This is a genomic window from Rosettibacter primus (assembly GCF_036860675.1).
Classification (GTDB): Bacteria; Bacteroidota; Ignavibacteria; order Ignavibacteriales; family Melioribacteraceae; genus Rosettibacter; species Rosettibacter primus.
This window is the reverse complement of record NZ_JAYKGK010000001.1, coordinates 366555-390060: the sequence shown is the minus strand read 5'-3', so window position 1 is coordinate 390060 and position 23506 is coordinate 366555. Positions and strand designations below refer to the sequence as shown.

The following is a 23506-nucleotide window of genomic DNA, read 5'->3' as shown; positions in this document are numbered from 1 at the left end:
ACACTATAGAAGTGTAAAGTGCAGGCTTAAAATATGGAATAATTTAACGATGATTATTTTTTAAGCTTTAGAAAAGTAATGTTAATTTTGTGCAAAAACAAATTTTGAATTTGTTATAGTGATTTTATCTCATTTAAGTATTTTTCTGATAAATTTTCTGCATCCTTTTTTGTTTTTGCTTCTACAATACATCTTATTATTGGTTCAGTGTTTGATTTACGTAAATGAACCCAGTGGTCATCAAAATCAATTCTCAAACCATCTTCTTTGTTAATTTGAAATGAAGAATATTTTTCTGCAAGCTTTGAAATAACCTCATCTCCTTTTTGATTAGTAAGTTCTATTTTTCTCTTTGAAATATAATATTGAGGTAATGATTTTTTTAGTTCACTTAATGTTCCTCCAAATTCAAGCAAATGTTGAAGCATAATTACAGTCCCAACAAGAGCATCTCTTCCAAAATTAACTTCAGGAAGAATTACACCGCCGCTTCCTTCACCTCCAATTACGGCTCGTACTTCTTTCATCTTTTTTACAACATTTGCTTCGCCAACTGGAGAACGAAAAACTTTACAACCATGACTTTTAACAATATCGTCTACGGCTCTTGTTGTTGATAAATTTACAACTACATTTCCTTTCCTTTTAGATAAATAAAATTTTACAGCTTGAGTTATTGTATTCTCTTCATTAAATGGTTCACCTTTTTCTGTTATGAGAACTAATCTGTCAACATCAGGGTCTACTACAATTCCGAGTTCAGCTTTATATTTTTTTACAGCTCTCATTGTAGATTTCAAATTTTCGGGAATTGGTTCTGGTAAGCGTGGGAAGATTCCATTTTTTTCACAATTAATTTCAATAATTTCACAACCAAGTTTTTTGAGTAATAAAGGCATTGAGTAAGAACCAGCTCCATTAACACAATCTAAAACTACTTTGAATTTTCTTTTACGAATACTGAGTAAATTTATATATTTCATTTTTAATACAGCATCAATATGATTTCTTAATCCAGCTTCATACTTTATTATTTCCCCTAATTTATTCCATGTAGAATATTTTTTTTGTGATTCTTCAATTAAACTTAGCATTGTTGAATTTTCTTCGGGACTTAAAAATTCTCCTTTGTGATTTATTAATTTCAATGCATTCCATTCATTTGGATTATGACTTGCAGAAATTTGTATTCCTCCTGCCGCTTTTAATTTTCTCACATTAAATAAAACTGTTGGAGTTGGACATATACCGATATCAATCACGTCATTGCCTTTAGCAATTAATGTTCCAGTTACAATATTTTTAACCATTTCACCAGAAATTCTTCCATCGCTACCAACAACAATTTTACCCTTACCGCAAAATTCTGCAAAAGCCGAAGTATATTTAACAACTGTCTGCGGGTCTAAACCATCTCCAATTATCCCGCGAATTCCAGAGATACTTACCATTAATGTTGGCATAAAATTTCCATTTGAGTTTAATCAAATTTACTTAATTCTATTGAGCTGTTAAAATTCAATTGTAAAAAAATAATATTTTTTCGATAATAAATTGTAGAAATACACAGGTTTCATTATGAATAATTTTACATTTACAGACACAAAAGTAATAACTCAAAATGGATTTAATACATTTGATTATAAAAATCTGTTTGATTCATTAATGGAGGTTAATAATGATTTTATATGGTTTGTAGATAAAAACTTTAGATTAATCTTATTTAACCAAAATTTTAAAATATTCTTTTCAAAAAGATGTTCGAAAGAAATAAAAATTAACGATGATTTTTTTTCAATTATTAATGGTAATGAAAAAGAACTCTGGGAAGAATGCATAAATAAAACTCTAAACGGGCAAAAATTTTTTATTGATTACTCTTTTGACAATTATGAAAACGACTATTATAGAATTTACTTTAATCCTGTGAGAAATGGTGAAGATATAATTGGGGTTTCAATTTATGCCCAGAATATTTCAGAGAGTAAACTTGCTGAAGAAAAAATGCTTAAAAGTGAATTGCTTTCTCAATCAATTCTTTCTACCTCCCCTGATGGGATAGTTACAACTGAATTGGATGGGACAATATCTTTTGCTTCGGATAAATTTATGCAAATGGTCGGTAATGTTTCAATTGAGGAAATATTTGGTAAAAAGCTAAGTGATTTTGTCTTAAAAGATGATTCAGAAAAATTTATTGAGAATCTTCAGGGATTATCACAAGGAAAACATTGTAATTCATATATATTTAGATTAATCAGAAACGATGGCTCATTTTTTTATGTTGAATCTAAAACTGATGTAATACGTAATGAAGAAGGTCAACCAATTCAAATACTATTTATTTTAAGGGACATAACAGACCGTATTGAAGCAGAACTCGAAAGAGAAAAATTGCTTCAAGATATTGCATACTCACGGGACCAGATTGAACAAGAAGCTGCAAAATATGTTGAATTGAACAATCAACTTTATGAATCAGAAAGAAAGCTGGAAGAATTAAATTCTGCTAAAGATAAACTGTTTTCAATCATTGGACATGATTTAAAAAATCCATTTATAACATTGCTCGGATTTTCTGAAATTTTAGTTGAAGATTACAATGAATTGAGCGATGATGAAAAAAAAGAATATATTAAAACCATTTATAATACGGCACATAACACACAAAAGTTACTCGAAAATTTGTTAAGCTGGGCACGAGCTCAATCTGGCAGGCTTCAAATTAATCTTGAACCATTATCAATTAAAAATGTTATAAAAGAAAACATTGAACTTGTTAAATCTCAAGCAGAAAAGAAAAACATTAAAATCACAGTAAGCATGAATTCTTCTTTGATGGTTTATGCAGACAAAAATTTACTTGATACAGTTATTCGTAACTTGCTTACTAATGCAATAAAGTTTACAGGTGAGAATGGTATTATAAAAATTATTACTAATGATGAGGACGGTTTTGTTAAGATTTGTGTTGAAGATAATGGGGTTGGCTTGAGCGAAGATGATGTAAAAAAACTCTTTAGAATTGATGTTAATGTAAAAGAAATTGGCAAATCAAAAGAAAAAGGGACCGGACTGGGCCTAATTCTTTGCAAAGAATTTTGTGAAAAACAAGGCGGTAAAATCTGGGTAGAAAGTCAATTGGGCAAAGGAAGCAAGTTTTATTTTACTGTACCAATCTATAATCCTTCAAAATAATTTATCAAAATTCAGATCTTCCAGTAAATAAATTTTTTCTAATTAATGAACAATTCTGCTAAACTTCTTGTTATCAAATGAGTATTTATTTTATTTTTAGTATAAAATTGAAAAAAATAATAAATATGAAGTTTGTAAATCTTATTTAGGTTTTTTAAAATAACTGTGTCTATGAATAATTAAATATTATTATGAAAGAAAAAAAAGAAAGAATTCTTGAATATTGCAATCTTGGAATAATTGATTACAAAGAAGCATGGGATTTACAAATCAAGGTGTTTCAGGAAAGATTAAATAATAAAATAGAAGATACTCTTTTTCTTCTCGAACATAATCACACTTACACACTAGGGAAAGTTGCTAATCCTAACCATCTTTTAATCAATAATCGACAATTAAAAGAACTTGGTATTAAAGTTTATGAAATTGATAGGGGTGGAGATATCACTTATCATGGACCTGGACAAATCGTAGGTTATCCAATCATTAAATTATCAAATTGGAAAGAAGATACTCATGAATATCTTCGTTCACTTGAAGAAGTTATTATTAATACATGTTCATATTATGGTTTAAAGGCTGATAGAAAGTTAAAATATACAGGGGTATGGGTTAATGATAGAAAAATAGCAGCAATTGGAATAAAAGTTAGCCGATGGATTACTATGCATGGTTTTGCATTTAATATTAATACAGACCTTAATTATTTTGGCGGAATTATTCCTTGTGGAATTAGGGATTATTATGTAACATCATTGCAAAAAGAATTAAATAATGAAATTGATATTGAAGGAGCAAAAAAAATTTTACTTGATGAATTTTTAAAAGTGTTTGGATATTCTGACGTGATAGTTAGAGAGAAAGATTTTTATTTATTAACCCAAGAAAAAATTGGATAAACTTTTTTGCAGCGATAATCAATTCTCAAACACATTGGAAGGAAATTAAATGAATAAAAAGAGTAATTTAATTTTAGAAAAGAATAATGTTTTAGAAATTTCAAATGAAATTGATAAGCAAATTCCAAAAGAAAATCTTTTAGAAGCCTTCCGATTAATGCTTTTATCCCGTGAAATTGATAATAAACAAATGACACTTATAAAACAGGGGAAAGCATTTTTTCATATTGCTGCAGCAGGCCACGAAGCAGTTCAAATAGCTTTTGGCCAATTAATAAATAAAGGAATTGATTGGGCTTATCCATACTATAGAGATTTAACTTTTATGCTTTCATTAGGAATAACACCTGAAGAAATTTTTCTTAATTTTCTTGCAAAAGCAGATGATTTGATGAGCGGTGGCAGGCAAATGCCTTCTCACTGGGCTTCTAAAAAACTAAACATTCCATCTCAATCAAGTCCTACTGGCACACAATATCTTCAAGCAGTGGGAACTGCTTTGGGGTTGAAAAAACTTAACAAAGATGGTGTTGTCTATGTAAGCAGCGGAGAAGGGGCAACAAGTGAAGGTGAATTTCATGAAGCTGTTAACTGGGCAAGCCGCCAATTACTTCCAGTAATTTTTTTAATAGAAAATAACAAATGGGCTATATCTGTCCCTGTTGAAAATCAATCAGCAGGCAAAAATGGTTCAATTTATGAAATGATGAAAGGATACGAAAATCTTTACCGCATTGAAGTTGATGGGACAGATTATATTCAATCTTATATTGCTGCACAAGAAGCCTTCGATTATGTCCGTAGAGGGCATGGTCCTGTTTTAGTTGAAGCTCATGTTGTAAGATTATTTTCTCATTCATCCTCAGATGACCAGAAAAAATATAGACCAATTCAAATTCTTGATGAAGAATCGAAGAAAGACCCTATCAATATTTTATCAAACCTATTACTTCAGAAGGAAATAATTTCAGAAGAAGTTTTGGAGAACCTGAAAAAAGAAATCCATGAAGAAGTTAATCGAGCTGCTGATTGGGCAATAAAACAACCTGACCCGGAACCAAATTCTGCTATTAAATTTGTGCTGGATGAATCAAATAAACATAATGAACTTATTTATGAAAAGTCCGAAAGTTCTTCTAAAAATATTGTTATGGTTGATGCAATTAATCATGCACTTGCAGAAGAAATGGAATTGAATGATAAAATTTTTCTTTTTGGTGAAGATGTTGCTGATCCAAAAGGCGGGGTTTTTACTGCAACAAAAGGACTTTCTACCAAATACGGTAATGAAAGAGTTTTTAATTCTCCCTTAGCTGAAGCAAGTATTGTGGGAGTAGCTATTGGGATGTCATTAACAGGAATAAAACCTTGTGTAGAAATTCAATTTGGTGATTACATTTGGCCTGCATTTATGCAAATTAGAGATGAACTGGTTATGTATCGTTACCGCTCAAATAATTTATTTCAAACTCCAGTTGTGATTCGTGTTGCAGTTGGAGGATATATTCATGGTGGAATTTATCATAGTCAAAACATCGAAAGTTTTTTTGCTCATATGCCCGGATTGTTAATAGCATATCCTTCTAATGCTGCAGATGCTAAGGGATTATTAAAAACTGCTCTGAGATTAAATGACCCTGTTTTATTCCTTGAGCACAAAGGCTTATATAGGCAAAGTTATGCTGCTTCTTTAGAACCTGATTCAAATTATCTTCTGCCATTTGGGAAAGCAAACATTATTAAAAAAGGTTATGATTTGACTGTGGTAACTTATGGCGCTATGGTTCACGAAGCAAACCTTGCAGCTAAAACATTAGAAATGGAAGGTTATTCAGTTGAAATTATTGATATAAGAACAATTTCACCTTTAGATATTGAAACAATATTTAACTCTGTTAAAAAGACAGGCAAAGTTGCTGTAGTTCACGAAGATACATTAACAGCTGGTTTTGGCGCTGAGATTTCTGCACAAATAGCAGAAAATTGTTTCGAATACCTTGATGGTCCTGTAAAAAGAATTGCAGCAAAAGATACTCCAATTCCATATTCATCTATTCTTGAAAAATTTATCCTTCCTGATAAAAATAAAATTTACGAAGGTCTTAAAGAATTATTAACTTATTAATCAAATTTCATCTAATATTAATGGAGAATGAATGAAAGCAGAAATAATTATGCCTCAAATGGGAGAATCAATAACTGAAGGAAAAATTATTAAATGGCATAAAAAAATTGGCGATATAATTAAGAAAGATGAAATTATTTATGAAATTACTACTGACAAAGTTGATACAGAGATTCCTTCTCCATACGATGGAATTTTGACTGAAATTCGAGTTAATGAAAATGAAACTGCTAAGGTTGGGACTGTGGTTGCAGTTATTGAAACACATGATGAAAATGAAGCAGATTTTAATACTTTTGAACAAAAAGAGAAAAAAATAATTGATATTGTAATGCCTAAAATGGGTGAATCAATTACATCGGGAACAATAATAAAATGGCATAAAAAAGTTGGTGAACATGTAAAACGCGATGAGATTATTCTTGAAATATCAACTGATAAAGTTGACACCGAAATCCCTTCCCCTGTTGATGGAGTAGTTAAAGAAATACTTTATAATGAAAATGAAACTGTAGAAGTTGATACAGTAATAGCAAGAATTCTTTCTGACGAAGAAATAATTATTCAAGGTTTTTCAGAACAAAAACAAAAGAATGAAATCGAATCACAGTCTTCAGGAGAAATTAAAGTCGAATCAAAATCAAAAAGATTTTATTCACCAGCTGTTTTAAATATTGCGCGACAGGAAGAACTATCAATTGAAGAATTAGATAAAATTGAAGGAACAGGAATTAAAGGAAGAGTCACTAAAAAAGATATTATTGATTATCTTGAAAAGAAAAAATCCGGAGAAATAATTTCACAATATATGTCAAACAAAGAAGCAGAAAATAAAATAAAAACAGGCGAAAGAATAGAAGTTATTCCAATTGACCATGTCCGACAAAAAATAATGCAAAATATGGTTAAAAGCCGGGATACTGCTGTTCATGTTACATCAATTACTGAAGTTGATGTAACGAGAATCTATAATTTTATTAATAATAAAAAAGAGCAATATGCAAAAGAAGGAGTTAAACTTACTTATCTCCCTTTTATTGCTTATGCTGCTATAAAAGCTTTGAAAGAATTTCCACTAATGAACGCAGTTATTGAAGAAGAAAAAATAATTATGAAAAAATATATTAATCTTGGAATTGCAATTGCACTCGAACCAAATGGCTTGATAGTTCCAAATATTAAAAATGCTGATGGATTGAATATAATTGGTTTTGCTAAAGCAATTGCAAATTTAAGTCAAAAAGCAAAAACAAAAAAATTATCTTATGATGATGTTACCGATGGAACTTTTACTATTACAAATTATGGAGTGTTCGGTACATTAATAGGAACTCCAATAATTAATCAACCAGAAGTAGGAATACTTGGTGTAGGAAGTGTTATCAAGAAGCCAGTTGTAATTGATAATGAAGGCATCGAGAGCATCGCAGTAAGAGCTATGATGTATTTGTCATTAAGTCACGATCATCGTTTGATTGATGGGATGCTTGGTGGTAAATTTCTAAAGTCAATAAAAGAACTTCTGGAAAATTTTGATGAAAATTATTTATGAGAAAAAATGAGATTATTATTTTAGCTCAATCTGCAACAAAGATTAACAAGGAACGAAAAAATATCCTATAATTCATTTATTTTTTATTAAACATAATAAGAAAAATTACTGAAGCACATAATGAAAACAGACTGCACAGTTAAAATGCAAGTTGAAATTAGCTTTTGAAGTTTAAATGGGAGAGAATATGAAAATCAATCAACATCAATTAGCATTTAAGGAAGAAATAGAAAAAAAAGTTAATCCAGGAAAAAGACCCGAATGGCTTAAGGTTCGTTTACCAAGTGGAAAAAATTATAAAGATGTTTATGAATTAATGCGAAAATCAAAATTGAATACTGTGTGTGAAGAAGCAAAATGCCCAAACATTGCAGAATGCTGGAACAGAAGAACTGCAACTTTTATGATTTTAGGGGATACTTGCACAAGAAGTTGTGGATTTTGTAATGTGAAATTGGGAATTCCAAATGAACTCGATTTAGATGAACCGAGAAGAGTTGCAGAATCAGTTGAAGCTCTTAAATTAAATCATGTGGTTATTACTTCAGTCAATAGAGATGAACTAAAAGATGGGGGAGCATCAATTTTTTCTGAAACTGTGAGACTAATACGCGAGAAAATGCCTGATACAACAATAGAAATTTTAATTCCGGATTTTAAAGGAGAAGAACATGCATTCGAAATTATCATGAAGAATAAACCAGATATTCTTAATCATAATCTTGAAACTGTGAAAAGATTATATCATGCAGTTAGACCTCAAGCAAAATATGAAAGAAGTTTAAATGTTATAAAATGGTTTAAAGAACGAGGTCTTAGAACAAAAAGCGGAATCATGGTAGGAATTGGAGAAACTAAAGAAGAAGTAATAGAACTTATCAATGATTTATATAACAGCGGTTGTGATATTATGACAATAGGACAATATCTTCAACCCACAAAAAATCATCTCCCGGTTCATCGTTATGTAACACTTGATGAGTTTAAATTTTACAAAGAATATGGATTAAAATTAGGTTTCAAGGCAGTTGAATCTTCGCCGCTTGTAAGGAGCTCTTATCATGCAGATAAACATGCAATTTTGTAATCAATCGAGTTTTTACTTTTCTTAAAAAGAGTTAATCATTTCTCATTTGTGATAAATTCAAATACCGATTTTAATTAGCAGAATTTTAATAAAACATTCCCCCTTTGTTTTTGAATAATAATTATTATTTTTCCATTGGAAAAAAAGATTAATTGTTAATAACTGCTGGCATATAAGTTTTATATTGTTAAGCTCTTTTTACGGTTTTAGAATGAAATTTATTCTTGTAGAAATACTACTATTAAATTTTTATCAACTGAGAAAAAGGTTATAGTAAAACTATAACCTTTTTTTATTTTAAATAATTTGAGGTTTATATGGCAAAAGTAAAAGGAGATATCATAATTGATATCGAAAAATGCAAGGGTTGCGAACTTTGTGCTTCGGCATGCCCTCAAAAAACCCTTGAACTTTCAAGAAAAATTAACTCTAAAGGTTATCATTACATTGTTAAGATAAAAGATAATTGTACTGGTTGTGTAAATTGTGCACTTGTATGTCCTGAGGGAATTATTAAAGTCTATAGAAAGACAGATAAAAAGAAAGAACCAATTGCAACCATTTCAAATGTTAAAAATGATATCACAGTTACGGTGAGACAATGAAAACAGAATTATTACTAATGAAAGGTAATGAAGCACTTGCCGAAGCAGCTATTCGTGCAGGATGTGATGGATACTTTGGTTATCCAATTACACCTCAATCAGAAATACTTGAATATTTAACAAGCGAAGCTAACGCAAGAACTGGGATGGTTGTTCTTCAAGCAGAAAGTGAACTGGCTGCAATAAATATGGTTTATGGAGCTGCATGTACAGGAAAAAAAGTTATGACTTCGTCTTCTTCTCCCGGAATAAGTTTAATGCAGGAAGGAATTTCCTATATAGCATGTGCAGAACTTCCATGTTTAATTGTAAATGTTATGAGAGGCGGTCCTGGACTTGGAACCATTCAACCTTCTCAAGGCGATTACTTTCAAGCTGTTAAAGGTGGTGGACATGGGGATTATAAATTAATTGTTCTTGCTCCCTCGTCTGTTCAGGAAATGGTTGACTTTGTCCCTCTTAGTTTTGATTTAGCTTTTAAATATCGAAATCCAGTAATGATTCTTGCAGACGGTGCATTAGGACAGATGATGGAAAAAGTAAAATTGTTTGAACCAATTCCTCGAAAAACTAATACCGAACCATGGGCAACTGTAGGTAAACCAAAAGATAGGGAAAGAAATGTTATTACATCTCTTCACATTGAACCAGATAAAATGGAACAAATTAATTTGGGTTTGCAGAGAAAGTATAAAGAAATAGAAAAAAACGAAGTCAGATTTGAAATAATTAATTGTGAAGATGCAGATATAGTACTTGTTGCTTTTGGCTTAGTTGCAAGAATATGTACTAAAACTGCTGAACTTGCTCGTCAGAAAGGCATAAAAGTTGGCGTATTTAGACCAATCACTTTATTTCCATTTCCATATCAACAATTAAATAATCTTGCAAATAAGGTTAAAAATTTCTTAGTAGTAGAAATGAATGCGGGTCAAATGCTTGAAGATGTTCGTCTTGCAATTAATGGAAAAACCTCAGTTGAATTTCATGGAAGAATGGGAGGAATTGTTCCATCTCCAGATGAAATTCTTCAAAAAATTGAAGAAATATTTATAGGAGAAAAAGTATGAACAATCAAACTTCAGCTGATGAAGAAAAACATTTTGAACAAATCATAGAAGAAGAAAATATTTGTGTTAATGAAAATCTTGTTTATGAAAAACCAAAGACACTTTTAGATATTCCCATGCATTATTGTCCTGGATGTGGACATGGAGTTGCACATCGCTTAATTGCAGAAGTAATTGATGAACTTGGAATTCAGGATAAAACAATTGGGGTAGCTCCAGTAGGTTGTGCAGTATTTGCTTATAATTATCTCGATATTGACATGACAGAAGCAGCACATGGAAGAGCAACAGCAGTTGCAACTGGAATTAAAAGAATGCTGCCTGATAAATATGTTTTTTCATATCAAGGAGATGGAGATTTAGCAGCTATTGGAACAGGTGAAACTATTCATACTTGCAATCGTGGCGAAAATATTTTGATAATTTTTATAAATAATGGAATTTATGGAATGACCGGAGGCCAGATGGCTCCAACAACTCTAATTGGTATGAAATCTACAACTACTCCTTTCGGAAGAGATGTTTCTGTTATGGGTAATCCATTAAAGATTACAGAATTAGTTGCACAACTTCCTGGTGTTTATTACTGCACTCGTGTTGCAGTTAATACTCCAAATAATGTTAGAAGAGCCAAAAAAGCTATTCTGAATGGATTTAAATATCAGGAACATAAAAAAGGTTTAAGCTTTGTTGAAATAGTGTCTAATTGCCCATCTAACTGGAAAATGACACCTGTAGAATCTAACAAATGGCTCGAAGAAAACATGCTCAAATTTTATCCACTTGGAGATTTGAAAGTACCTGATTTATCTAAATCTGAATAAGGAGAAAGTCATGACAGAAGAATTAATAATTGCTGGTTTTGGTGGACAGGGAGTTTTGTCTCTTGGACAAATTTTGTGTTATGGTGGAGTTCTCGAAGGCAAAGAAGTTAGCTGGATGCCTTCATATGGACCTGAAATGCGTGGTGGAACTGCAAATTGTATTACAATTATCAGTGATACTAAAATTAGTTCACCAATTATAAGTACTTTTGATACGCTAATAGCACTCAATCAACCTTCGCTTGATAAATTTCAAAATGCAGTTAAACCTAATGGTTTAATAATTTATGAATCGAGCACAATATTAAATCCTCCTGTAAGAAATGATGTAGACATAGTTCCAGTAGAAGCTGCAAACGAAGCAGCTAAGTTAAAGAACACTAGAGTAATGAATATGATAATTTTAGGAGCCTATCTAAAAAAGAAACCAATATTTTCTTTTGATACTGCTCTCGAAGCATTAAAAAAAGTTTTACCTGAGAGATACCATCATCTTATTCCATTAAATAAAGAAGCAATTGAAAAGGGAATGCAATTAGTAGAAAAAATTCCATCTACTTGATTATATCTTTCGTTATAGAATTATACCTAATTTTTTTCATTATATAACATGTTTTTGGAAATCACTTTCATCTTTCATAATTTTGCACAATAATTTTATTAAAATAGGTAGAAAAAATGGCATCAAATGAAGGTGTAATTGTTCAAGTAATTGGTCCTGTCGTCGATATTGACTTTCAAGACGGCTACTTACCCAAAATCTACAATGCAGTAAAAATCCCAAGAGTTAACTTAGAAGGAAAAGAAGAAGAATTAGTTGTCGAAGTTCAACAACACTTAGGAGAAAATCGTGTTAGAACAGTTGCAATGGATACTACAGATGGTCTGGTTCGTGGAATGAAAGCTTATGATACTGGTGAACCTATTACTGTTCCTGTTGGTCCTGAAACACTTGGAAGATTAATAAATGTAATTGGTGAAGGCATTGACGGATTAGGAGAAATAAAAGCAAAGAAACGTTATGCAATTCATCGCCATGCACCAAAATTTGATAATCTTGCTACAAAACAGGAAATGTTTGAAACTGGAATAAAGGTAATCGATTTACTCGAACCTTATACAAAAGGTGGAAAAACTGGTTTGTTTGGTGGTGCCGGTGTTGGTAAAACAGTTATTATACAGGAATTAATTCATAATATTGCAAAGCAGCATGGTGGTTATTCAGTATTTGCTGGTGTAGGAGAAAGAACTCGTGAAGGTAATGACCTCTGGCTTGAAATGAAAGAATCTGGAGTGTTATCCAAAACAGCATTAGTATTTGGACAGATGAATGAACCTCCCGGTGCTCGTTTAAGAGTTGGTTTAACAGGGCTAACAATTGCAGAATATTTCCGTGATGAAGAAGGAAGAGATGTTTTGTTGTTTATTGATAACATTTTCCGTTTCACTCAAGCTGGTTCGGAAGTATCAGCCCTGCTTGGAAGAATGCCATCAGCTGTAGGTTATCAGCCGAACCTTGCAACAGAAATGGGTGAACTTCAGGAAAGAATTACATCAACAGATAAAGGTTCAATTACTTCTGTTCAGGCTATTTATGTCCCTGCAGATGATTTAACCGATCCTGCTCCTGCAACGGCATTTTCACACCTTGATGCTACTACAGTTTTAAGCAGACAAATTGCAGAACTCGGAATTTATCCTGCAGTTGACCCACTCGATTCAACTTCAAGAATTTTACAGCCTGATATTGTCGGCTGGGAACATTATAATGTTGCAAAACAGGTTAAAGAAATTTTACAGGCATATAAAGATTTACAGGATATCATTAATATCCTTGGTATGGATGAACTTTCTGAAGAAGATAAAATTATTGTAAGAAGAGCAAGAAGAATTCAAAGATTTTTAAGTCAACCTTTCCATGTTGCAGAACAATTCACAGGTACACCCGGTAAATATGTCAAGCTTGAAGATACTATCAAAGGATTTAAAGAAATTCTTGACGGAAAACATGATGATTTGCCTGAACAGGCATTTATGTATGTAGGCACAATTGAAGAAGCTGTTGAAAAAGCAAAAAGATTAATGCAATGATTAAAGAACTAAATTTAGAAATAATTACTCCTTCGAAAATTGCATTTTCAGGGAAAGTAAAATCTGTTACTGTTCCTGGAACACTTGGAAGTTTTCAGGTATTATATAATCATGCTCCATTACTCAGTACATTTGGAATCGGAAGAATTAGAATAGAAGAATTAAACGGAACAATAACCGAATTTACGACAGGCGGCGGCAGCATTGAAGTACTTAAAAATAAAATTTTGATTCTTGCTGATAGTGTTGAAAGAAGAGAGGAAATAGATGTTGAAAGAGCAAGAAAATCTTTAGAACGCGCAAAAGAAAGATTATCAAGTACAAGAAAAGAAAAAATTGATATTGCAAGAGCAGAAGCTTCATATCAAAGAGCTGTTAATAGATTAAAATTTGCTGGAGCAGACCAAAATTAATCGATTTTAAATTGTGCTGTTGCTGCCTGAAGTTCGTTAGCCATTTCTAATAAATTTGAAGCTACTTTTCCAAGTTCTTCTGCTTCGTTTTTAGCATTGACAGTTTTTTCAGAAATTTCGTTTATCATGCTTGTGTTAAATTCACTAATTATTGAAATATTATTAATCATTTCTACAGTATGTTTAACACTATGACTGATTTCTTCAGTTGCACTCATATTTTGTTGTATAACAGTTGAAATTTTTTCTGTTGATTCTAACAAGCTTTTCATTATTCCAGATATTGTGTTATTTGCATTAACCATATTTTCAATTTGTTTGTTCATATTAAAGTAAGAATTCAATAGCTTCTCAATAACCTTTCCTGATTCATTTGCCAAATCAGTTCCAAAATTTACTTTTTCCACAATTGTTTTGATAGAATCATTTGCACTGGAAATATTCTGCTGTACTTTCGAAATTATGTTTGAAGTTTGTTTTGTAGCCTCAGCAGATTTTTCTGCTAAGATTCTAACTTCATCAGCTACAACTGCAAAACCACGTCCATGTTCTCCAGCTCTTGCTGCTTCAATTGCTGCATTTAATGCCAATAAATTTGTTTGGTCTGCTATTGTTTCTATTGTTTGAATTATCTCTTCAATTTGTCTTGACTGTTTTAACATTTCTTCTATTTTCAAGGCAAAATTATTTATAGTATCTTCTATAACCTTCATCTGTTCTACAGTTTTCATTACGGAATTTTCGCCTTGTTTTGCTGCTTTTATTGATTCTTCTGAAGATTTTACTATTGATGAGACAATATTATTTGCAACATCTACTGCTTTTGCAATCTCAGTTACAGCAGATGATACTTGTTCGGATGCAAGCAATTGTTCATGAGAATCTTTTGCAATATTATTTATTGCAGCTGAAATTTGTTCTATGTTTGAATTTGCTGTGTTTACAGATGTTGCTTCTTCAGTAAAACTTCTTACCATATTTTGAATTGATGCAGCATTGTTATTTGTAATTTCAATTGTATCTTTTGCAACTCTGGATAAATTGTTGCTGTACTCAGATAATTTAATTGTTCTTTCCGATAAAGTTTTCAATAATCCGCGTAAACTCATTGGTTCGCTGTTAAATGTTGCAACAGGAATTCCTTTATCTACAGCTTTATTAATGTAAGCAACTAAATTTTTATCATATATTCCTGTGCAAATTGCATCGTATTTTTTCTCTATACATTTTTCAATAGCAGCTCCATAAATTTCTGCACTTACATTAAAATTTTTTCCAGTGTGAGAACCCTCAGGAATAATCCAATCAACTTGAGCATTATAATTTCTTAAAATATTAGCTGCTTTATCTACACCTTTTTTAAATGATACCCAGAAATCTGAACCCTCTCTTCCAAGAACTGCAATTTTTATTAATCTGCTTGATTCCTTTATTGGTTTTGGCCTTTTTGAAATTGTTTCTTCATTCTCGATAATTCCTTTTTCGGGATGCCAATATTTATGATAATTTTCTTTTGTAATTAATTTAAGTTCGGTTAGCAATCGAGGATTGGGAGGCTCCCAATTTGCAGCAACATGATTGAATAAATGAATTACAGGATTATATCCCTGAGCGAATTCATCTTGAGATAAAGTAGCATAAATATCGCCACTAACAATATGTTTCATTGTTCTGTTGCTCATATCATGGCATACAACTTTCAATTTATTTTTTAATTGTAGCTCATTTATTGTTTTTTCATAACTTCCACCATCATGTGTAATATAAATTCCTGATAAATCGGGGTGCTTATTGAGTAGAAATTTAGTTTTTTCTAAATATAAATCATGGTTATTGTAGCATTCAACAACATCTACAACGGTAATCTTAGGACAATTTTCTTTTAAATAGTTTTGAAAACCTTTTCTTCTTAGTTCCTGTCCGATTACACCAAATCTTTCGAGTATAATTGCTACTTTTCCTTTCCCTTTTAATCCTTCAATCATTGCTTCTGCACATTTTCTTCCTTCGAGATATGAATCGGCTCCTACATAAAACAATCTTTTGCATGGAACATCTGTTGCAGTATTGAATTCTTTGCTTGCTTCACTTAAGTTAGATACGATGGAATTTAAATCTTCTACAATATCTTTCATCACACCAAAATTATGATTGATGTGGTTAGAATTAAATTTTATTGCAACTGTCAAATTTCCGTGTGACAATTCTGTTAATGCAGTTGATATGGAAATCGTATCATTTTCAGCTATTTTCTTAATATATGATTTTATTTTTCTTAATGAATTTTCCACGCCAAAGTAATAGTATATAACAAACAAGAAACTAATTACTAAAGCAAATAATGCGCTCAAGAAAATTGTTTTGTTGTTAAAATTAAAAGTTTCTTCAAATTCATGAAGATTAATAAAAAGAATTAACAGTGTAATAAAAATTAATAAAGGAAAACTAGAGGAGATGATTTTTAATATTTTTGTTTTCATACACTCTGTCCCAGGACTTTTATGAGAAAATAGCTTTCTCTGCAATATATTATCGTTTTTTAATTGAATTTCTTTAATAAATCATTTATTGCAATTCTCAAATTTAGGTGTAGTTATAAATATCTTTAAGAAATTTCTTATAAATAATTTTTTAATATTTAATAAGAAATTTTTAATAACATATATTTTTATTTGTGTATTGAGCTCCTTTTTATATTTCTGTAACTTTGGATTAAATTATTAAAAATTTTTTGTGAAATTATGGAAGAAAAGAACAACAAGACTGAAAATCGGTCAGAAAAAAAGCCAAAGAATTTTATTTATGAAATTATTGATGAAGATATCAGAACAAATAAGTGGGGTGGGAGAGTCCATACCAGATTTCCTCCAGAACCTAATGGTTATCTTCATATAGGCCATGCAAAAGCAATTTGCTTAAATTATGGGATTGCTCAACATTACGGAGGGAAATTTAATCTTCGATTTGATGATACAAATCCTGAAAAGGAAGAAGTAGAATATGTTAATTCGATAATTGAGGATGTAAAATGGCTTGGAGCAGATTTTGAAGACAGATTATTTTTTGCATCAGATTATTTTGAGCAAATGTATCAATGGGCAGTAGAACTAATTAAAAAAGGTAAAGCTTATGTTTGCGATTTAAGTGCAGAAGAAATTAGGAAGACACGAGGAACATTAACAGAACCTGGAATAGAAAGTCCATATCGAAATCGAACTATTCAGGAAAATCTTGATTTATTTGAAAGGATGCGCAAAGGTGAATTTCCTGATGGAGCAAAAACTCTTCGTGCAAAAATTGATATGGCTTCCCCTAACTTAAACATGCGAGATCCAGTAATGTATAGAATTATTCATCAGCCTCATCACCGCCAGGGAAATAAATGGTGTATTTATCCAACTTATGATTGGGCTCATGGACTCGAAGATTCAATTGAAGGAATAACTCATTCAATCTGTACTCTTGAATTTGAAAATCACAGACCTTTGTATGATTGGTTTTTAGATCAGCTTGAAATTTATCATCCACAACAAATAGAATTTGCACGTTTGAACTTGAGTTACACAGTGATGAGTAAAAGAAAACTTTTGCAGCTTGTTCAGGAAGGATATGTGGATGGCTGGGATGATCCAAGAATGCCAACAATTTCTGGTTTAAGAAGAAGAGGTTATACTCCAGAAGCAATAAGAAATTTTACAGAGATTATTGGTGTTGCCAAAAGAGATGCTTTAACAGACATAGCTTTACTTGAATATGCAATTCGAGAAGATTTGAATAAAAGAGCACAACGTGCAATGGCAGTTCTTAATCCATTAAAAGTTGTAATAACAAATTATCCTGATGATTTAGTAGAAGAACTTGATGCAATTAATAATCCTGAAGATTTTAGTGCAGGCACAAGAAAAGTTCCTTTCTCGAAAGAAATTTATATTGAACAAACAGATTTTATGGAAAATCCTCCAAAAGGTTATTATCGCTTAGTCCCAAATGGCGAAGTTCGACTGCGCTATGCTTACATAATAAAATGTGAAGAAGTTATTAAAAATGACAAAGGAGAAATTTTAGAATTACGATGCACTTATGACCCTGATACTAAAAGTGGCAGCGGGAAAAGTAATAAAAAAGTAAAAGGGACGATTCACTGGGTTTCTGCACGACATGCAGAAAAAGCTGAAGTAAGATTATATGATAGATTATTTACAGTAGAAGAACCAGCAGCATATGAAAATTGGCTGGATTACATTAATCCAAATTCTTTGACAATAATACCCGAAGCAATGATTGAACCGTCTCTTAAAAATGCTAAACCGGGCGACAAATTTCAGTTTGAGAGAAATGGTTACTTTTGTGTTGATACTAAATATTCAACAAATGAAAAATTAGTTTTTAACAGAACAGTTACATTAAAAGAAAGCTGGAAGAAAGATTCTAATTAGATTTTTATTTTCCCGCTCGCATAAAAACGAGCAGGAAATAAATTTTATTTCATAAAAGTTGAGGTATTTTTTCTAATGCAATATTTATTCTTTTGATAACTTCATCTTTACCGAGTATAAATAAAATATCAAAAATTCCTGGACCAGTGCTTTGACCAGATACTGCTAATCTTAATGGATGAATTAATTTACCTTTGCTAATGTTGTGTTCTTCTGCAATTTTGTTTAATGCATATTCAAAATCTTCTTTTTTAGGATTATTCAGTAAAGAAAATCTTTCAACTAATTTTTTCATCAGTTCCGGTGTATCATCTTTCCAATTTTTTTCGACAGATTTTAATTCATAATCTTTAGGTTCTTCATAGAAGTATTTACAATTATTTACAAATTCATGAACAAAGGAGACTCTTTCTTTCATTGCATGGATAATATTTAACAAAAATGAATCAGAAAAATTTTTATCAGCAAATTCTGTAGTTTTGATATAATCTTTCAGCATTGATAAAATTTCATCATCAGGTTTTTTTCTTAAATGTTCGGCATTGAGCCAGTTTAATTTGTCAATATCAAAAACTGCACCTGATTTATTGACTCTTTCAAGTGAAAATTTTTCTATTAATTCATCCATGTAATAAAATTCTTTATCATCTCCTGCATTCCATCCAAGCAAAGCAACAAAATTGATTAATGCTTCTTTCATATATCCTTTAGCGCGATAATCTTCAACTGCAACATCACCCTGTCTTTTGCTTAGTTTAGACCTATCAGGATTTAGCAGTAATGGTAGATGAGCAAAAATTGGTTTCTCCCAATTAAAATAATTGTACAATAAAATATGTTTTGGAGTAGAAGAGAGCCACTCTTCTCCACGAATCACATGACTTATTTTCATTAAATGGTCATCGACAACATTTGCCATGTGATATGTAGGATATCCATCGCTTTTAATTAAGATTTGGTCGTCAATATTATTACTGTCAAATTCAACAGTGCCTCTAATAGCATCATCAAAAATTATTTTTTGATTTGGTTCAACATTTAGTCGAATAACATATGGTATTTTAGAATTTAATTTTTCTTCAATTTCAGATTTCGATAGATGAAGACAATGCTTATCATATTTTGCTTGTGGCAGTTTTTGTAGCTGTTGTTCTTTTCTTAATGCTTCCAATCTTTCTGGTGTGCAAAAACAATAATATGCGTATCCTTTAGAGATTAATTCCTGTGCATATTTTTGATAAATATCAATTCGCTGAGATTGCATATAAGGTCCATAGGCACCTCCAATATCAGGACCTTCATCATAATTAAGACCGCACCATTTTAATGATGCAATCAAATTTTCAACTGCGCCTTCAACATAACGGCTTCTATCAGTATCTTCAATTCTTAAAATAAATTTACCATTATTTTTTCTTGCAAATAAATAATTATAAAGAGCTGTTCTAAGTCCACCAACATGTAAATAACCAGTTGGACTTGGTGCAAAACGTACTCTAATGTTTTCCAAATTTAAACCTCAAAATTTTTTGTAACTAAATATATTAAAGTATATTGTCTTATTCTTGATAATGTATAAACATGTGAATAACTAAATATAAGCAATATAAAGTAAAGAGAGATTATCCTTCTTCGATTAGCCAGTAGTCAGCTTTATCTTCTGTAATTCCTTGTATGAAGCGTGACGGTTTAGCATAAGTTGTTCCGTTGTAACGGTCAAAAATGTTCATTGGATAACAAACATATAAATTTTGTTTTGCTCTTGTTGTTGCTACATACATTAATCTTCTTTCTTCTTCAAGTGTTTCTAATTTTTCAAAAGATTGACTTGAAGGAAAAAACCCATCTATTGCATGAATTATAAAAACTGTGTGCCATTCCAATCCTTTAGCTGAATGAATTGTTGAAAGCGTAACAAATTCTTTTTCTTTATCTGTAGCTTCTACATCAATTACAGTATCCTGCGGTGGTTCCAGAGCCATATCAGCTAAAAAACTGTCGAGACTTCTATAATTTTCTGCTATGTTAATAAAAATGTCTAAATCTTTTTTGCGTTTATTCCAGTCATCATATTTATCTATAAAAAGTGGTTCATAATATTTTAATGCTAATTCTGCTTTATCAGCGGGTAATTGATTTTTCGTATGAATTTCGTGAAGAAGTGAAAACAAATTGAAAATTTTATCGCTATATTTTTTACTTACCGTATTTTCAGGTTCTCTTTTTATTGATAAATTATCTTTAGCAATTTCATCCATTATTTGTTGAGCTTTTTTAGGACCAATTCCTTCATGCAATAATAATACACGATACCAGCTTACAAAATCAAGCGGGTTTGCTGCAATTCGTAGGAAAGAAAGTAAATCTTTAACATGTGCGGCTTCAATAAATTTCATCCCCCCAAATTTTACATAAGGAATATTTGCTTTGTTAAGTTCAATTTCTAAATCAAACGAATGAAAAGAAGACCTGAATAAAACAGCTATTTCATTTAGTGGAACACCTTCTTCACGAAGTTCTAAAATTCTTTCAACTATGAATCTTGACTGCATATTTTCATTTGCAGCACTTACTATTCCTGGAAGTTCTCCTCCAATTTTTCTGCTGTAAAGATGTTTTGGATATTTTTCAATTGCATTCTCAATAATGTAGTTTGCAAAGTTTAAAATTTCTTGAGTGCTTCTATAATTTTCTTCGAGTGTTATGATTTTGACATTCTTAAATAATTTTGGGAACTCCATAATATTTTTGAAATTTGCTCCCCTGAAAGCGTATATTGATTGTGAATCATCACCAACAACCGTAATGTTCTGATTAATTTGTCCTAATCCTTGAATAATTTCTGCCTGTAATTTATTTGTATCCTGATATTCATCTACCATTACAAATTTAATTGTGTTGAGAAATGATTTGGCGGCAGGACCAAGATCGAACAAAAAATTTCTTAAATAAATTAGTAAGTCATCGTAATCTAAGAGATGATTTTGTTTTTTATAAGATTCATAAATTTTTTTAATTTCCAGAAATTTATCTGTATACTCAGCAAAGTGAGGATATTCTTCTTGAAGTATTTCTTCTATCGGTTTAGTAGTATTTGCGCTTAAACTCAATACTTTGAAGATAGTTTGTTTGTTTGGAAATCTTTTTTTATGCTGAGATAAATTTAGTTGTCCTCTTATAAGATTAATAACATCTTCACTATCTGCCTGATCGAGTATTGTAAATCCATTATCCAGACCAACAGCTTTAGCATATTTTCGAAGAGTAAGATTAGCGAATGAATGAAATGTTCCGCCATTTATTTTTGAACATCTGTTATCAAGTAGTATTGCAGCTCTATCCATCATTTCTTTAGCTGCCTTGCGTGTAAAAGTAAGAAGTAATATTGAAGATGGGTCATACCCGAGTTCTGTTAATCTTGCAACACGGTAGACAAGAGTTCTGGTTTTACCGCTCCCCGCACCAGCAATTACTAGATAATTTCCTTCAATCGAACATACAGCTTCATATTGTGAGGGATTTAATGCTTCTCTGTAATTTATCTTAAATCTTGATTCATCAATGCTATGTTCTATTTGAATTTGGTTTACTTTTTTAATTACAAATTTTTTTGCCATTATCTGCGGAGTGATTTTGGTTTATTTAGAATCTCGGAAATAATAAATAATTCTCTAACGGTTTCTGGATTTTTGAGTTTGGTTTTTATATTAAGTAATTGATTTTCAAAAACTTTCTTTTCTTCATAAACTTTAACATCTTGTTTGTCAACTCTTCTTACAGCTGCAATTTCGTATGATGGTGTTTTATCATAATCAATATCGGGAATATTTTTTTCTATGTTTCTATATTCAAGTGATTCTTTTTGTTTAATTTTTTCTTCAAATTCTTTTTCCGGATCCCAGCTTATATTTTCAAGTGAAATATTTTCACTGCTTTTTGTTTCTGGTTTTTCATATTCTGTTTGAGGAATTTTTAAACCAAAAAGGTCTTCAATTGTAATTGTTCTTTCATTTTTTTGTTGTCGATATCTAAATGTATCAGGAGAAGATATATCACTGTTGTCTTCTCCTGGTAAATTTGATTCACCTTTTTGCTTTTTCATTCCAGCAATCATACTTATGATGCTGTAGATAACAAAAAAAGTAATTATTATTTCAATTAGATTATCCATTATTGATTTTCTTTTTTCTTTTCTTCTGGTTTAGCAATAGCATTTCTCATTTCAGTATCAGCTTGAATATTTTTAAGATGATAATAATCCATAACACCTAAATTACCATTACGAAAAGCTTCAGCAATAGCTTTTGGTATTTCAGCTTCAGCTTCAACAACTTTAGCGCGCATACGTGCAACTTCTGCATTCATTTCCTGCTCTAAAGCAACAGCAGCAGCTCGTCTTTCTTCTGCTTTAGCTCGAGCTACTTTTAAATCCGCTTCTGCCTGGTCGGCTTGAAGTATTGCACCTATGTTTGTTCCAACATCAACATCTGCAATGTCTATGGAAAGAATTTCAAATGCAGTTCCTGCATCAAGTCCTTTGGAGAGAACAACCTTAGAAATGCTATCTGGATTTTCCAAAACTTCTTTATGTGAATTACTCGAACCGATAGTAGATACAATACCTTCTCCAACACGAGCAAGAATTGTTGCTTCTCCTGCTCCTCCAACAAGTCTTTCTAAGTTTGTTCTTACAGTAATTCTTGCAATAGCTTTTAATTGGATACCATCTTTAGCTACAGCAGCTACCATTGGTGTTTCAATAACTTTGGGGTTTACCGACATTTTTACAGCTTCAAGCACATCTCTTCCAGCAAGGTCAATTGCAGCAGCTTTTTCAAATCCTAAATCTAAATTTGCTTTATTAGCTGAAATGAGAGCATTAACTACATTAGTTACATTGCCACCGGCTAAATAATGAGCTTCAAGTAGTGAAATATTTAAATCAATTCCTGCTTTTGTTGCCGAGATTAAATTTCGAATAATTACCTGTGGTGATACTTTGCGTAATCTCATTCCAATCAAATCTCTAAAAATTCTTACCTTTACACCTGAGAAATAAGCTGTTATAAATAATCCAATTGGCACAAAGTAAAAAAACAGAAATAAAAAAATTATTACTGCAATTATTATTAATATTGAAACGCCAGTTAATGCTTCCATTTTTAACTCCACATTAAATTAATTACCAAAATATTAATAAAATATG

18 protein-coding genes are annotated in these 23506 nt (G+C 31.1%); 12 read left to right on the top strand and 6 right to left on the bottom strand.

Going from position 1 to position 23506, the window contains the following annotated elements; translation table 11 throughout:
- Positions 1-113: 113 nt before the first annotated feature.
- A complete protein-coding gene (gene glmM / locus VJY32_RS01695) occupies positions 114-1463 on the bottom strand; it encodes a phosphoglucosamine mutase (RefSeq protein ID WP_353676143.1) in 1350 nt (449 codons plus the stop codon).
- Between the two features lie 115 nt (positions 1464-1578).
- Between glmM and VJY32_RS01690 the strand changes: the two genes are divergently transcribed.
- From VJY32_RS01690 to VJY32_RS01640, 11 genes are all read left to right on the top strand, one after another.
- Complete coding sequence (locus tag VJY32_RS01690; protein ID WP_353676142.1) at positions 1579-3198, top strand: sensor histidine kinase; 1620 nt, start codon at positions 1579-1581, stop codon at positions 3196-3198.
- A gap of 191 nt (positions 3199-3389) precedes the next feature.
- Positions 3390-4097, top strand: coding sequence for a lipoyl(octanoyl) transferase LipB (gene lipB / locus VJY32_RS01685; RefSeq protein WP_353676141.1), 708 nt, complete (start codon positions 3390-3392; stop codon positions 4095-4097).
- 49 nt (positions 4098-4146) lie between these two features.
- Positions 4147-6222, top strand: a complete 2076-nt coding sequence (locus tag VJY32_RS01680; protein WP_353676140.1) for an alpha-ketoacid dehydrogenase subunit alpha/beta — start codon at positions 4147-4149, stop codon at positions 6220-6222.
- Positions 6223-6253: 31 nt separating this feature from the next.
- Entirely contained in the window at positions 6254-7774 is a 1521-nt protein-coding gene (locus tag VJY32_RS01675; protein WP_353676139.1) for a 2-oxo acid dehydrogenase subunit E2, read from the top strand.
- 187 nt (positions 7775-7961) lie between these two features.
- Complete coding sequence (lipA, locus tag VJY32_RS01670; RefSeq protein WP_353676138.1) at positions 7962-8861, top strand: lipoyl synthase; 900 nt, start codon at positions 7962-7964, stop codon at positions 8859-8861.
- Between the two features lie 317 nt (positions 8862-9178).
- The gene (locus tag VJY32_RS01665; protein ID WP_353676137.1) at positions 9179-9466 is read left to right on the top strand and encodes a 4Fe-4S dicluster domain-containing protein; all 288 of its coding nucleotides are present in this window, start codon (positions 9179-9181) and stop codon (positions 9464-9466) included.
- The gene (locus VJY32_RS01660; protein WP_353676136.1) at positions 9463-10536 is read left to right on the top strand and encodes a 3-methyl-2-oxobutanoate dehydrogenase subunit VorB; all 1074 of its coding nucleotides are present in this window, start codon (positions 9463-9465) and stop codon (positions 10534-10536) included. Before VJY32_RS01665 ends, VJY32_RS01660 begins: the two co-directional genes overlap by 4 nt.
- Positions 10533-11360 carry a thiamine pyrophosphate-dependent enzyme gene (locus tag VJY32_RS01655; RefSeq protein WP_353676135.1) on the top strand — a complete coding sequence of 276 codons (828 nt, stop codon included), beginning with the start codon at positions 10533-10535 and terminating at the stop codon, positions 11358-11360. Before VJY32_RS01660 ends, VJY32_RS01655 begins: the two co-directional genes overlap by 4 nt.
- 10 nt (positions 11361-11370) lie before the next feature.
- Positions 11371-11922 carry a 2-oxoacid:ferredoxin oxidoreductase subunit gamma family protein gene (locus VJY32_RS01650; RefSeq protein ID WP_353676134.1) on the top strand — a complete coding sequence of 184 codons (552 nt, stop codon included), beginning with the start codon at positions 11371-11373 and terminating at the stop codon, positions 11920-11922.
- Between the two features lie 116 nt (positions 11923-12038).
- Positions 12039-13451, top strand: a complete 1413-nt coding sequence (atpD, locus tag VJY32_RS01645; RefSeq protein WP_353676133.1) for a F0F1 ATP synthase subunit beta — start codon at positions 12039-12041, stop codon at positions 13449-13451.
- Complete coding sequence (locus VJY32_RS01640) at positions 13448-13864, top strand: F0F1 ATP synthase subunit epsilon (RefSeq protein WP_353676132.1); 417 nt, start codon at positions 13448-13450, stop codon at positions 13862-13864. Before atpD ends, VJY32_RS01640 begins: the two co-directional genes overlap by 4 nt.
- Here the strand turns inward: VJY32_RS01640 and VJY32_RS01635 are convergent.
- Entirely contained in the window at positions 13861-16344 is a 2484-nt protein-coding gene (locus tag VJY32_RS01635) for a methyl-accepting chemotaxis protein (protein ID WP_353676131.1), read from the bottom strand. The two genes, VJY32_RS01640 and VJY32_RS01635, sit on opposite strands and share 4 nt — an antisense overlap.
- A gap of 261 nt (positions 16345-16605) precedes the next feature.
- Between VJY32_RS01635 and VJY32_RS01630 the strand changes: the two genes are divergently transcribed.
- A complete protein-coding gene (locus VJY32_RS01630; protein WP_353676130.1) occupies positions 16606-18300 on the top strand; it encodes a glutamine--tRNA ligase/YqeY domain fusion protein in 1695 nt (564 codons plus the stop codon).
- Between the two features lie 49 nt (positions 18301-18349).
- Here VJY32_RS01630 and gltX read toward each other — a convergent pair whose 3' ends face one another.
- The 4 genes from gltX to floA form a co-directional block, all read right to left on the bottom strand.
- Positions 18350-19810 carry a glutamate--tRNA ligase gene (gltX, locus tag VJY32_RS01625; protein WP_353676129.1) on the bottom strand — a complete coding sequence of 487 codons (1461 nt, stop codon included), beginning with the start codon at positions 19808-19810 and terminating at the stop codon, positions 18350-18352.
- Between the two features lie 112 nt (positions 19811-19922).
- On the bottom strand, positions 19923-21917 hold the full coding sequence (locus VJY32_RS01620) for an ATP-dependent helicase (RefSeq protein ID WP_353676128.1): 1995 nt from the start codon (positions 21915-21917) through the stop codon (positions 19923-19925).
- Positions 21917-22471, bottom strand: a complete 555-nt coding sequence (locus tag VJY32_RS01615; protein WP_353676127.1) for a hypothetical protein — start codon at positions 22469-22471, stop codon at positions 21917-21919. Before VJY32_RS01615 ends, VJY32_RS01620 begins: the two co-directional genes overlap by 1 nt.
- Positions 22471-23460 (bottom strand): flotillin-like protein FloA, encoded by a 990-nt coding sequence (floA, locus tag VJY32_RS01610; protein ID WP_353676126.1) that lies wholly within the window; start codon positions 23458-23460, stop codon positions 22471-22473. The genes VJY32_RS01615 and floA overlap by 1 nt, the downstream gene beginning before the upstream one ends.
- Between the last annotated feature and the right edge of the window lie 46 nt (positions 23461-23506).

Coding starts and splice junctions, on each gene's coding strand:
- glmM (WP_353676143.1), bottom strand. CDS start 1,463: ATGCCAACATTAATGGTAAGTATCTCTGGAATTCGCGGGATAATTGGA.
- VJY32_RS01690 (WP_353676142.1), top strand. CDS start 1,579: ATGAATAATTTTACATTTACAGACACAAAAGTAATAACTCAAAATGGA.
- lipB (WP_353676141.1), top strand. CDS start 3,390: ATGAAAGAAAAAAAAGAAAGAATTCTTGAATATTGCAATCTTGGAATA.
- VJY32_RS01680 (WP_353676140.1), top strand. CDS start 4,147: ATGAATAAAAAGAGTAATTTAATTTTAGAAAAGAATAATGTTTTAGAA.
- VJY32_RS01675 (WP_353676139.1), top strand. CDS start 6,254: ATGAAAGCAGAAATAATTATGCCTCAAATGGGAGAATCAATAACTGAA.
- lipA (WP_353676138.1), top strand. CDS start 7,962: ATGAAAATCAATCAACATCAATTAGCATTTAAGGAAGAAATAGAAAAA.
- VJY32_RS01665 (WP_353676137.1), top strand. CDS start 9,179: ATGGCAAAAGTAAAAGGAGATATCATAATTGATATCGAAAAATGCAAG.
- VJY32_RS01660 (WP_353676136.1), top strand. CDS start 9,463: ATGAAAACAGAATTATTACTAATGAAAGGTAATGAAGCACTTGCCGAA.
- VJY32_RS01655 (WP_353676135.1), top strand. CDS start 10,533: ATGAACAATCAAACTTCAGCTGATGAAGAAAAACATTTTGAACAAATC.
- VJY32_RS01650 (WP_353676134.1), top strand. CDS start 11,371: ATGACAGAAGAATTAATAATTGCTGGTTTTGGTGGACAGGGAGTTTTG.
- atpD (WP_353676133.1), top strand. CDS start 12,039: ATGGCATCAAATGAAGGTGTAATTGTTCAAGTAATTGGTCCTGTCGTC.
- VJY32_RS01640 (WP_353676132.1), top strand. CDS start 13,448: ATGATTAAAGAACTAAATTTAGAAATAATTACTCCTTCGAAAATTGCA.
- VJY32_RS01635 (WP_353676131.1), bottom strand. CDS start 16,344: ATGAAAACAAAAATATTAAAAATCATCTCCTCTAGTTTTCCTTTATTA.
- VJY32_RS01630 (WP_353676130.1), top strand. CDS start 16,606: ATGGAAGAAAAGAACAACAAGACTGAAAATCGGTCAGAAAAAAAGCCA.
- VJY32_RS01620 (WP_353676128.1), bottom strand. CDS start 21,917: ATGGCAAAAAAATTTGTAATTAAAAAAGTAAACCAAATTCAAATAGAA.
- VJY32_RS01615 (WP_353676127.1), bottom strand. CDS start 22,471: ATGGATAATCTAATTGAAATAATAATTACTTTTTTTGTTATCTACAGC.
- floA (WP_353676126.1), bottom strand. CDS start 23,460: ATGGAAGCATTAACTGGCGTTTCAATATTAATAATAATTGCAGTAATA.